Annotated in this window: 13 protein-coding genes; 3 read left to right on the forward strand and 10 right to left on the reverse strand. The window is 49.8% G+C overall.

Annotation, left to right across the window (positions count from 1 at the left end; all coding sequences use genetic code 11):
- Nucleotides 1–175 precede the first annotated feature (175 nt).
- The 6 genes from rpoD to OHJ21_RS12330 form a co-directional block, all read right to left on the reverse strand.
- Entirely contained in the window at nt 176–1,126 is a 951-nt protein-coding gene (gene rpoD, locus OHJ21_RS12305; protein ID WP_076322045.1) for an RNA polymerase sigma factor RpoD, read from the reverse strand.
- Nucleotides 1,127–1,383: 257 nt separating this feature from the next.
- Nucleotides 1,384–2,718, reverse strand: coding sequence for a beta-N-acetylhexosaminidase (gene nagZ, locus OHJ21_RS12310; RefSeq protein ID WP_100537903.1), 1,335 nt, complete (start codon nt 2,716–2,718; stop codon nt 1,384–1,386).
- Nucleotides 2,719–2,867: 149 nt separating this feature from the next.
- Entirely contained in the window at nt 2,868–3,023 is a 156-nt protein-coding gene (locus OHJ21_RS12315; protein ID WP_164817406.1) for a hypothetical protein, read from the reverse strand.
- A gap of 123 nt (nt 3,024–3,146) precedes the next feature.
- On the reverse strand, nt 3,147–3,995 hold the full coding sequence (locus tag OHJ21_RS12320; protein ID WP_100537904.1) for a DegV family protein: 849 nt from the start codon (nt 3,993–3,995) through the stop codon (nt 3,147–3,149).
- 150 nt (nt 3,996–4,145) lie between these two features.
- The gene (locus tag OHJ21_RS12325; RefSeq protein WP_100537905.1) at nt 4,146–4,499 is read right to left on the reverse strand and encodes a GIY-YIG nuclease family protein; all 354 of its coding nucleotides are present in this window, start codon (nt 4,497–4,499) and stop codon (nt 4,146–4,148) included.
- A gap of 27 nt (nt 4,500–4,526) precedes the next feature.
- Nucleotides 4,527–5,282, reverse strand: coding sequence for a DUF2087 domain-containing protein (locus OHJ21_RS12330; protein WP_326113728.1), 756 nt, complete (start codon nt 5,280–5,282; stop codon nt 4,527–4,529).
- A 157-nt stretch (nt 5,283–5,439) separates the two neighbouring features.
- On the opposite strand from OHJ21_RS12330, the gene OHJ21_RS12335 reads away from it, so the two are divergent.
- Nucleotides 5,440–6,738: an MFS transporter gene (locus tag OHJ21_RS12335; RefSeq protein WP_486020180.1), complete on the forward strand. Its 1,299-nt coding sequence runs from the start codon at nt 5,440–5,442 to the stop codon at nt 6,736–6,738.
- Here the strand turns inward: OHJ21_RS12335 and OHJ21_RS12340 are convergent.
- The 4 genes from OHJ21_RS12340 to OHJ21_RS12355 form a co-directional block, all read right to left on the reverse strand.
- On the reverse strand, nt 6,728–7,405 hold the full coding sequence (locus OHJ21_RS12340) for a DUF4166 domain-containing protein (RefSeq protein ID WP_486020181.1): 678 nt from the start codon (nt 7,403–7,405) through the stop codon (nt 6,728–6,730). The genes OHJ21_RS12335 and OHJ21_RS12340 overlap by 11 nt on opposite strands.
- A complete protein-coding gene (locus tag OHJ21_RS12345) occupies nt 7,389–8,342 on the reverse strand; it encodes a DoxX-like family protein (protein ID WP_486020182.1) in 954 nt (317 codons plus the stop codon). Before OHJ21_RS12345 ends, OHJ21_RS12340 begins: the two co-directional genes overlap by 17 nt.
- A gap of 190 nt (nt 8,343–8,532) precedes the next feature.
- Nucleotides 8,533–9,171, reverse strand: a complete 639-nt coding sequence (locus OHJ21_RS12350; protein ID WP_486020183.1) for a response regulator — start codon at nt 9,169–9,171, stop codon at nt 8,533–8,535.
- Complete coding sequence (locus OHJ21_RS12355; protein WP_486020184.1) at nt 9,168–10,514, reverse strand: sensor histidine kinase; 1,347 nt, start codon at nt 10,512–10,514, stop codon at nt 9,168–9,170. The genes OHJ21_RS12350 and OHJ21_RS12355 overlap by 4 nt, the downstream gene beginning before the upstream one ends.
- A gap of 261 nt (nt 10,515–10,775) precedes the next feature.
- On the opposite strand from OHJ21_RS12355, the gene OHJ21_RS12360 reads away from it, so the two are divergent.
- Together OHJ21_RS12360 and OHJ21_RS12365 are read left to right on the forward strand one after the other, a co-directional pair.
- Nucleotides 10,776–11,489 carry a polyphosphate polymerase domain-containing protein gene (locus OHJ21_RS12360; protein ID WP_326120222.1) on the forward strand — a complete coding sequence of 238 codons (714 nt, stop codon included), beginning with the start codon at nt 10,776–10,778 and terminating at the stop codon, nt 11,487–11,489.
- A 3-nt stretch (nt 11,490–11,492) separates the two neighbouring features.
- Nucleotides 11,493–12,203 carry a DUF4956 domain-containing protein gene (locus OHJ21_RS12365; RefSeq protein ID WP_326113100.1) on the forward strand — a complete coding sequence of 237 codons (711 nt, stop codon included), beginning with the start codon at nt 11,493–11,495 and terminating at the stop codon, nt 12,201–12,203.
- The last annotated feature ends 14 nt before the right edge of the window (nt 12,204–12,217 follow it).

Here is a 12,217-nt window from a genome sequence, read left to right on the forward strand (position 1 = left end):
CATTAGGCACAACAATCCTTACTAAATGTGGGGATGTTACATCATTATGATCCAACTGCTTAGGTGGTGTCAATCTGGGGAGGAATCCTGGCTAAATAGCAAAAAATCCCTGGATTACAGCCCGTAGACCGTAACCAAGGGATTCATTCATAATCACTTTATTCGTGCCCAGGATTTATTCAAGGAAATCCTTGAGACGTTTGCTGCGGCTCGGATGACGCAATTTACGAAGCGCCTTCGCCTCAATCTGCCGAATGCGTTCACGCGTAACGCCGAACACCTGCCCTACTTCCTCCAGAGTTCGGGTCCGTCCATCCTCAAGTCCAAAGCGCAGCCGGAGCACATTCTCTTCACGCTCGGTGAGCGTATCGAGCACTTCCTCCAGCTGTTCCTTCAGCAGCTCAAACGCCGCGGCATCTGCCGGTGCCAATGCGTCCTGATCCTCAATGAAATCACCCAGGTTGGAGTCGCTTTCCTCGCCGACCGGCGTTTCCAGGGACACAGGTTCTTGGGATACCTTCTGGATCTCACGTACTTTTTCCGGCGTGATATCCATCTCTTTACCGATTTCTTCCGGTGTCGGTTCGCGCCCCAGCTCCTGAAGGAGCTGCCTGGAGACACGGACGAGCTTATTAATCGTCTCTACCATATGCACCGGGATCCGGATGGTTCTTGCTTGGTCAGCAATCGAGCGGGTTATCGCCTGACGAATCCACCAAGTGGCATACGTACTAAACTTAAAGCCTTTGGAGTAGTCGAACTTCTCCACCGCTTTGATCAGGCCCATATTGCCTTCCTGTATCAGATCAAGGAACTGCATTCCCCGACCAGCATAGCGTCTTGCTATACTTACAACGAGACGAAGATTCGCTTCAGCCAAACGGCGTTTCGCTTCTTCATCTCCCTCCTCTATTCGTTTGGACAGTTCCACTTCTTCATCGGCTGTAAGGAGGGGAACACGACCGATTTCTTTCAGGTACATGCGAACCGGATCGCTAATCTTGATGCCTGGTGGAAGTGAGAGATCGTCATGAACCGAAAAATCCTCTGTCGGAGAATTAGCCGCTTTCTCTGTATCCGTAACCTCTCGTTCCAATGCAAAATCCGCACTTTGACGGTTCTCCATTCTATGCCCCCCTGTTGACAATCCCATATTTTCATGCTAATCTAGCATTAGGTTATTATGATATTAAGCCAATAGTTATTTATCCTTCATTCTAGCATATTTTTCACACTATATCAACTTCTAATATATTCTAGTTCATCTCACCCGATCTCACCCTGAGACCGGGTTTTTTATGCTCCAAATCTGCCTTAGGGAACTAGTCATTGCCCCTTCGCGAACAAGTACAAGTTCATCTTCTTACACTACATATGCTACGTTTATTTAAGCTGATCTAGTACAGCTTTCGTGTTCTGATTCAGCGGTTTCACATCGGGAGCCTTCACCGGCTCATCGCTCAGCTGATATTTGTGCTTGAGTTCAAGCGTGGCCCTCACCCGGTCATTCAGCGTCTCTTCCGGGATCACGCCGCTCTCAACAGCCTCGGTCAATGCCTGAATGACGGCTTCCTCCAATGCATATTCATGTCCGATCAGAATCATGTTGCTCCCTGCGACAACGGACTTCACGGAAGCCTCTCCTACGTCCGTACTGCCGGAAATAGCCCCCATTGTCATATCATCCGTTATAACGACACCCTTAAACCCCATTTCTTCCCTTAACAAATCATTTATCACGGGTTTCGAATAGGAGGATGGCGTATCCGGATCGATGCTCTTCATCAGCAGGTGCGCAACCATAACCACATCGGCCCCTTCATCAATCGCTTGTTGAAACGGTACCAGCTCCAATTCATGCAGACGCTTCAGATCATGATTAACAACGGGCAGACCGAGATGGGAATCGACCGAAGTATCGCCATGCCCTGGAAAATGCTTCACTACAGGTACGACACCATGCTCCTGTATCCCCTTCATGGAGGCAATCCCCTGCGTGCTTACGGTTTCTGCTGTATTGCCAAAGGATCGATCGCCGATGACCGGATTGTTCGGGTTGCTATTAATGTCCAACACCGGGGCGAATACCATGTTGAGCCCGAGTCCCGCTACCTTCTGCGCGATAAGACCGCCAACACGCTTCGTCAGCGCAAGATCCCCCTTGCTTCCGACTTTGCCGCTTGACGGCAGCTTTACATACTCATCGGGAAAACGCGTAACCCGTCCGCCCTCCTCGTCTATACTCAGCCACAGGGGCACCGGATTCGCAGCATTGGCTTCCTTCAGATCGTTGAACAGCTTTACTGACTGCTGCGCGCTCTCGATATTATCCTTAAAAAAGATAAATCCGCCGACATGGTAATCCTCCAGCAACCTGCGCGAGGTATTATCCAGGGCAGTCCCTTCGATTCCAACCAGCACCAGCTGTCCGATCTTCTCCTTGACGGTCATGCTATTCAAAAGCTCGGCTACCGCATCATCCGTCTCGTTCTCAGGCAGATTCCCTTCGCTGTCCGTGCTGTCTGATGGAGGCGGTGTCCCGTCTTCATCTTCTGGAGATGGAGTCTGCGGCTCCTGCACTTGCCCGGGCGGCGAAGCTCCTGATCCGTTATCTCCGAGGTTGCTGGGTTCGGCTCCGTCCCGACAACCTGCCACAGCCAATAGCAAGATGACAACCAACATCGTTAAGCACATCCATTTTGTCGTACGCTTCAACATTGTCACCTTCCTTCAAATTCACAATACTATATTCGTCCTCTGTTCCACAGAGTCCTTCCATCATAACATGATTTCCTTACAGCCCAAACCAGCTGAAGCTGTCCGCCCAAGAAGAAGCAAGAGCCGCATCGACAGCGGCCCTTGCTCGCCTATTTAAGCAATCCGAGCTTACGGGCTTGCTCCTCTGTTAATATAAACTGCTCCGTCTCCCACACTTCATCCTCATCCGTTCTTCCGAACATCAGCATAATATCATCCCATATATTCTTTTGCATCGCCTCAGCTTGCGTGATAATCACCTTCATGTTAGCATCCTTCCTTTCCTTGGAATCATCTCCTACTACATATACAACCATCAAAGGTCGTATAGAATCGATAAACAAGCAAAAGCCTGCAGATAGTATCTGCAGGCAGGGTCTGTACTATAACTAGGAATAAGCAGGATGATATTTAATCCACGACATAGCAATGGTCCCTTCGCCGGCATGAATGCCCGCAACAGGAATAAAAGTCATGATTTCGGTTTTTAACGCCGGATGGGCCCCGCTGATCTCCTTCTGGATTTCTTCGGCAACTTCGACGTTGTTTGCGTGCATGATGCAGACCTTTTTAATTTTCTGTAAATCCAGTTTCATAAGTTCCAGCATTCTCTGCTTGGCCTTCTTGAACGTCCGGATCTTCTCTTCCACAATGACCTTGCCTTCATCAAAACGCAGCAGCAGATGAATGCGGAGCAGGTTGCTGAGAAGAAGCTGGGTGCCGGATACCCGGCCGCTGCTGTGAAGCCGGTGCAGGCTTGCGGGAATAAGGTAGAACGACATGTTTTGCACCATGGACTGGATTTTATCTTTTATGATCTGCACGGTATCCCCTTGGCTATGCCAGTGAATCCCGGACATGATCATTTCGCGTACCGGAAACGCTCCCGCTTGAGAATCGATGCCAACCACGGGTACCTCGGCAATCTCTGCCGCCTGCATCGATGAATTCAATGTTCCGCTGAGCTCGGATGAACAGTGAATGGCGATAATATCATCATACTTCACTTTCAGGGATTCATATAATTCGATGAATTCACCGATCGGAGGCTGTGAACTGCTGACTTTCGGTTCATCTTTCATTCTTTCATAAAAGGCCTCTGCCGAAATGTCAATTCCTTCCCTGTACGCCTCCTGTCCAAGTATCAACCTCAAAGGTACAATATAAATATGATTTTCCTTGGCGAATTCAGGATCGATCGTACTCGTGCTGTCGGTTACCCATGCTATGGATCTCATTATCGTGTTCACGTCTCGCTTTCGTGTAGTAAAAAGTAGGAAAGGAAGCAATTTAAGCCGCTAAATTCATCATATCTTACCCTTACAGCGCATTGCAAACGAAAGGAACGTGATTTCATATCCTACACATAGGTTCGCCACACAAAAGCCTTATTTTCTCTCTGCGTTATACCCCTTTTCTCCAAAAGGTTCCAGCTGTTCAATCCAATAGGCTTCCCGTTTGCTGACCGCATCCTTCAGATCATAGAACGGATCTTGCTTCGGCTCCATGGTCTCCAGAATCTCAAAAACAAATGCATCCTCGCCATACTCATTCCATTCCCGCTGAAGCGTCTTATTGTAGCTTGTTCCCATCTGCAGCTCGAATCGTTTGCCGTTCATGGTCTTCAAGTTATTCGTTCCGGCAACAAATACTTTGCCGTTCTTTGTGTTTCGTATTTGATACACGCCTGCTTCAATCTTGATTTCCTTATACATTTGATTTAATTCCTGTCTGCGATTCATGGCGTTAAATCCTCCTAATCTTAGCGTTTAAATCGTTAACCAGTACTGGCTTCCATCGTCCTTGCGATCCAAAAAACCATATTCAATCAAATATCGGCGAATCGTCACATAATCGGGATGGTCCCTCCCGATCGTATCGTTGATTTCTTGTTCGGTATACTTGACACCCGGTTTAAAACGAGCTGCGATTTCTCGCAAAACGACGTATTTCTGCTTTTCCTTGAGCTTAAATGTCTTCAGCGGACCATCGGTCCCTTCGGGAAATACCTTGGCCAGAATTGCTTGCCTTTCTTCTTCCGTAACATTGTAGCGCTCATCCACCATCTTGGCCTGCTTGGGAATCTCAACAAATGCCGGTGCGTGGTCATCCTTTTCCTTCAGCAGCTCCATTAAAGTCAGCAGCACCTTGGACTGCCTTTCCTTCTCCTTCAAGGCAAACCGGTGATTGCGAATCGTCGATGCGCTGCCTATGCCCAGCTCCTGTTGAACCTCTTTATCGTTCATGCCTTGATAGAAGAGCTGCAGCAATCGATTCTGATGCTCGGTCAGTCCAGTCAGCTTCTTATCGAGTCCCGACAAATACTGAAACACCGAACCATGCTCCCGGCGGATATGTACAGTCATGTATCGTTCTGACTCATATAACACATCTTGGTCCGGGTAGATGATCCCTTTCTCGATCGTCTTGCCGCACAGGAGGCATACCCATACGGGACCTTCGTCAACATAGCCTTGTTTAAGTTCATCTATAGAAGCATTCCAGAAACGCTCGTTCGGATCCAATGTAAACACCACTTTTCAAATTGTTATTTATATAGACATTTTATATTTTTGTCTATAACATGTCAATCGTACTCCACTTCGATATAATATTTCTTCCTCCCTTCTGTGGAACCTGCTAGAATAGAGGTTGCTGCTGTAAAATTTAGGGGGTATCATCATGAGTTTCATCCAACAGTCGGCAAAAGAAATGCGTTCTTGGCCGCGTAACATCAAGCTGTTTTTTCTAGCAAACGTGCTGTATCAGATCGGTACCGGCATGTTTAGCGTGCTCTACAATTTATACATACAAGGCCTTGGGTATAATGACTCCATGAATGGAACAGTGGTCAGTATTCAATCCCTGGCAACGGCATTGATGTTCATTCCGATTGGCCTGATCGGAGACCGTGGCAGCCGCAAACGAATCCTCGTCCTTGGGGCGTTGTTAAGCGGTGCAGGACTGATCGCCCGCGCTTTTCTGGAAAGCGAGTTCAGCTTGCTTGGCCTTGCGATATATACCGGTCTGTTCGCATCCTTCTTTCAGGTGCTGGCTATCCCCTTCTTGGCGGAAAACACGGCGAAATCGGCTCGCATGCGGATCTTTAGCATCCACGCCTCGCTTGTCCTTGCTTCTCAAGTGCTCGGAAGCATGGGAGGCGGATTTTTGGCTGATGCCCTGCAGGCCGTTGGTATGAACAAGGTCGGCAGCTTGAAAACCGCGCTTTTCATAGGCGGCCTGGCAACCTTTGCGGCGTTTATCCCGCTCTTGTTCACAACCGATCTGAAGGCCGAGGAGATACAGGCACTGGATGCACCGCTTACGGATCATCAACCAGCTCAGGCAGGAGGAGCTATTAACACCTCCGGTTTGGGGGATTACAAAGTCATCGGTCAGTTCGCGCTTGCCCAATTGTTAATCGGCCTGGGCTCTGGGCTTGTCGTGCCTTATTTGAATTTATATTTTACCAACCGCTTCTCGGTATCGTTATCGGCGGTCGGCATTCTGATATCACTCGGACAAGTCATGACGATTGTGTCGATGATGATCGGACCTACACTGGTGAATCGGGTGGGAGCCGTCAGGGCCGTGGTGCTCTTTCAAGTGCTATCCTTGCCCTTCCTGCTGTTAACCGGATTCACGAACGTACTCCTCATTGCATCGGTCGGCTTCCTGTTCCGCCAAGCTCTAATGAATGCCGCCAATCCGATACAATCCTCGATTCTGATCGACCGCGTACCGGATCACCGAAGAGGAATCGCCAATTCGGTCACGCAAACCGCCTTCATGCTGGGCTGGGCCACCATGGGACCTGTACAATCTAAACTCGTCACCACTTACGGCAGTTATTGGGGATATGCGATCACATTTTGTATTACCGGAACGCTATATGTTGTATCTTCGTTTCTATACTATCGAATGTTCCGTGAGCGCAAAGGCAGCAGCCTCTCCTCCTCTGATACCGCCGCTACTCTCTAGCCTCAACCCGCAGTGGTTTCGCATGGAGCGGAACAGCTCCATCAGCTACGGCAATGGTCCGGGCCTGAAAGCTTCCCTTGTACCGGAAGACGGGCCCCCATATCGGATTGTCCACCTCAACGGAGATCCGGTATTGTTGATCCCCGTCATCATACCATTCGTTTACATCGGCTGTTCCGGTGAACCACCGGGGAACTCGAAACTGCAAAAGCCCCTCATAAAACCTCTGCTCCCCCGATTGAATGCGAATTCCGCCGTTAGCCCCTACGGCTATCCGGAGATCGACCGCCAAGTGCTGTTTATTCCCTAAATAATCCACGACTCGGCTGCGCTGCGTACTATAGATCATCGTGGCATCAAACCGCCTTTGGACACCCGGAAAATCAAAGCTGCGACACCACGTCACCGTTTCTCTTCCCCATTCATCCCGATACGCATAGTTCTCGATCCGAAACGGAATCCCTTTTCCGCGATTCGGAATCATAATATGCCGCTTCGTGCCTATATACAGAGGCAGCGCAGCCCAAGGTGCGTACCAGATCTCTTCCATAATGCCTTCGCCAATCGAAGCGATGTGATCCTTGCTGGCAAACCCGAACCTCTCCCGAATTTTGGGATGGAGCTGTTGAAATTGCAAGCCCAGCGCTTGTTCATAGATCGAGGTCATGCATCTCCCCTCCTTTACGGGAGTTATGCCCGGGGACGGGTCTTCGTGCGGGGCGGTAGGCACTCGGTAAATCTGCAGCAGACAGCAAAGCCATGAAGCATAATCCCATCATGGATCCGCTAAGCGTTAACGGATTGAACGGAGCCTTCATTAACTGGGGGGCCGTCATCCATGCTCCAAGCATCAAGACCGACAGCAAGAGAATTTGCAGCCTGTACCACAACCGACTCTTATGGAAGAGCAGCGTCAATAACCCAACGCCAATCTCGGTTATGCCGAGCAATGTCAGCACCAAGCCCTCCTGCCCTCCAGCCAAGCCCGACTGCCGCAACAGATCAAGCTCACCGGCTTCCGGGAACAACAGCTTCGGTACCAGCCCCTCATAACACCATAGAATGGCCAGCATAAGTACGCTCAAAGCATGGATGAGTGCCTTTGGAATCGTTGCCGAAGGCGGAATATCCTTCTCTGCCCACAAACGCAGCACATCAAAGCTCCAAGCCGTCGCCGCGCCGAATAAAGGCCGAAACAGCAACCGGTCAAACCATGCGCCTGCCATGCCGAACCGTGTTTTGTAATCGTATTGGGTAGAGAAACTGATGCCCCTGCTCCCCTTGTTTGTATACTTCCAATAGCCGCTTCCCTCCCGAATCAGGGAGCAGCGCTGATCCGAGCCGAATCGCAGCACCGAGATGCGATTCCCCGTTTTCGGGTGCACGGCTGTTTTCGCAGCTCCCGTCCCCGTCACTTCCAGCCCGAAACCAATGCGGGTTTTATATAAAAACCGCTGCATGTCCGAATCAGCCTTCGGCAAATAATGGATCTCGGAAAACCGCAAATCCCACTGTTGATGCAGCTCAGGCCTCTGCGTCAACGTCCACAGCTTCTCCATATCCGTCTTGATATCGAGTTCGACATAGATCGGATTTCTCTTCATACGCTTCAGCTCCCCTTGGGATGTCCTTTAGGTCTTCAGCCGGACACCTCTCTATTTACAAGTCATTTTACAGCCGCGGGGAACTCCCCGTTAGACCTCACTTTTGTAGAACATACAAAGAAGAGGTACTACGTTTCGTAGTACCTCTTCCGTCCCTTCTATATAATCCGGCCTTAATTGGTCCCAAGAGCTAGTTGTCGTTCTCTCTCACGATCCCTTTGCGGCGGATCTTCTCCACGGCTTCCTTGCTGCTTCTTACCCCGAGCTTTTTCAACATTTTATTGATCTGGTTCTTGAGCGTGCTCTCGGTTTTGAACAGTTTCTTCTCCATCTGGGAATGGGTGTACCCTTCATCCAATAGATCAAACACCTCACGCTCCGCAGGCGTCAAGCCGCGCAGCTGCTCTTCGCGCTTAAGGCGGGCGAATTCCTTGAGCAGCACCTCCATCGATCCCAGATGAAGCACAGCGCTTCGGATTGCAGCCGGCAGCTCCTTAAACTTCGACTTCTCAATATAATTGACGGCACCGGCCGTAAAGGATTGCGTGATCACCTGCTCGTCACCCAGCGAGGTCAACATGATGGCCTTGGCCTGCGGCTTGCGCTCAAGAATTTCGGCGGCCGTGTATATCCCGTCAAGTCGGCCGGCAGTCAGCTGAATATCCATTAGCACGATATCAAAGGAGAGGATTTGCGCCATCGCAATCGCTTGTTCGGACGACTCGGCCGTCCCGACAACGATCATATCCTCCTGCGCATTCAGAAAAACGGTCATCGATTTAATCCAATCCGGATCATCCTCTACCAAGAAGATTTGTATGCGGTTCAAGCTTCTTCCCTCCCGGATAAACGAATCATTTTACTGCGCGGAAAATATAACGTAATCTCCGTACCAACCGCTTCGCGGCTCTCCAGACCTACGGAGCCTCCGCTTTTCTTCATCACGTTATAAACATACGACAAACCGAGCCCGAAATTATCCTGCTTATGACCCTTGGTACTGTAAAAAGGTTCAAACACAATCGCCTGCTGCGCTCTTGGAATGCCAATCCCGTTATCTTTAACGGTAATCGCCGCCCCTTTGCGGTCTGCGGTTATCGTTATCGTAATCAGCCCTCCCTCAGGCATCGCCTCCACGCTGTTGCGAATGAGATTGCTGATCGCTTCCTTCAAATGGACGGTATCCGCGAGCAGCCACGGCCGCTGGCGGCAGATTACGCTAAATTCGACGCCATGCCTGCGCAGCAGATCCTGTTCGCGGAGCTGCAGTTCAGCAAGCAGCTGATCCACGCGGACTGGCTGTTCCACAAGCTTAAACGCCTTCATCTGCTGCTGCATGCGCCCCACCATGGCAAGCAGATGCTCGGATGAATTCGCTATGACTTCAAGCTGTTCGATGGCAACGCCGTTGTCTTGTGGCAGCAGCCGCTTTACATTGTCCGTGCTCATCGCAATCTTCCCGATCTCATTCTTAATGGTATGATTCAGCATCGATGTCCCCGAGCTGACGGCTTGCATCGTGCGATCCAGCGGATCGCGCTCAAATTTCAGGCGTACGCCCAGGACGCCGTACACAAAGGTACAGATGACGGCAACGCCCAGCGAATACAGAATGAACAGGGACACATACCGGAACGAATCATAACCGGGCGAGATCAGATTTCCCACATTAATCAGCAGCATCACCCCGAGCAAGGTAGGCACCATAATCCAGGTGGTAATCCACATGCTTTTGCGTTTTTGCGGATTCATCTCATGCGACAACGCGCGAATAAGCAAGGCACAGGCGGCCACATAATAGGGAACTGTCCATACGAATAACCAGCCATAATGAATTCGGTAATCTTCCGTCAAAAGCACCTGGACCAACATCGCGAGCACCGGCAAAAACAATCCTATTTTGAAATCGCGTTTTCTCTTATGCTGCCCGGGCGTGCGTGTATACACCAAGCAAAATATTAACACGCCATACGGTGTCAAGGTATGGTTTAGAAATTGAATCCACGGCTCGTACCGGACCGCAATAAAACCCGCAGGCACAAGCAAATCTGTCAAACCGCCGATTCCTGCGCTCCACAGAAAAAAAGCCGCCCAGCGGTTCACCTCGCTCCGAGGCTGGTTGAACAGCAGTACAGCCGCCGCGCTCCAAAGCGCTACCACATAATATATCATGACGCATCGTCCATTCTCTTCGCGAATATAGTTTCATCCTACCACAATTGTTACGGCTGCGGGACCTCTTAGCTTGCCTCCACGAACAAGTCGGATCCATCAAATCATGAATTTTGTCTTGCTTCGATACTTCGATTTTTACATAGCGAAAACATTCAGTTTACATTCAGCCGTATTTAAGAAAGATATCAGGAACGATTGATAGGATAGATTTCGTAAGCAATCAAGCACACGAATGATAGAGAGAAACGAGGTGGAATCATGACAACCCAATTAAAATACCGGAACGAGCTTAAATTTTTTATGAATATTCACCAGTACCGAATCATCCGTCAACGATTAAGAAATCTGGTGACCTACGATCAGCATGCAGGGCCCGGCGGGGAATATCACATTCGAAGCTTGTACTTTGACGATATCAACAACAAAGCGTTATACGAGAAGCTGGCTGGGGTTCGGGACCGGGTGAAATACCGCATCCGCATCTACAACGTAACCGACAACACCATCCATTTTGAGAAAAAAATCAAATTCCGGGATTACATCGCCAAACTGAAGGAGCCGCTCACAAGGGAGATGGCCGATCAGATCATGGCCGGTCAATATGAATGCCTCTATCAGCCGGACAAGCCATTGATGATGGAGCTGTATCACGAAATGAAGCATAAGCTGCTGCGTCCCAAGGTCATTGTCGATTATGTCCGCGAGCCATATGTCTGCGCCAACGGAAATGTCCGAATTACGTTTGACAAGGAGCTTCGAACCGGCCTGCACTCCACGGATCTGTTTAATCGGAATCTGCTGCCCATCCGGGCGATCGATGAGAATCTGATTATACTCGAGGTCAAATATGACGAATACATCCCGGATTACATCAAAATCGCACTGCAGTTGGAAGGACTGGCCCGTCAATCGGCCTCCAAATACGTGATGTGCCGTAAATTTCTGAAATATAACACATGGGAGGATCAATAATTCATGAACACCACATCGACTTCAAGCAATACGAACACCACCAATTTTTCGGATATCGTCAAAAAATCCGTCATGGAAAACTTCGTATCCGATATCAGCATCTCCAAAATTCTACTTACGCTGGCCGTTGCCTTTGTTATCGGGTTATTCATTTACCTGCTCTATAAAAGAGTCTTCAGCGGCGTGCTGTATTCCAAAAGCTTTAACGTGTCTCTGATCGGGATGACCATGATCACGGCCGTTGTCATCATAGCCATTAACTCCAATCTCGTGCTCTCACTCGGTATGGTCGGCGCACTCTCCATTGTCCGTTTCCGTACGCCCATCAAGGACCCAACCGATCTGATCTTCCTGTTCTGGGCCGCGGTTGCCGGGATCGTAACCGGAGCCGGGTTCTACACGCTGGCTGCCATCGGCTCCATCGTAGTCGGTCTGATCCTGTTCTTCTTCATTAAAAAAGCAACGGTGGATACCCCTTATCTGCTCGTGATTCATTGCGATAATGAACAGAGCGAACAAGCCGTAAAAGAACAAATGGGTCAAGCCGTGAAGCGTTATAATCTGAAGCAAAAAACCGTGACCCCAGGCAGCATTGAGCTGACACTGGAAGTAAGGCTGCGCGACGCCGAAGGCCAGTTCGTGAACAAGCTGTCCCAGCTCCCGGGCGTTCATAACGCGGTTCTGATCAGTTACAGTGGCGACTATGTATCCTAAGTCAGGCGGTGGTC

This window comes from Virgibacillus sp. LDC1 (assembly GCF_025792345.1).
GTDB lineage: Bacteria > Bacillota > Bacilli > Paenibacillales > Paenibacillaceae > Paenibacillus_AQ > Paenibacillus_AQ lautus.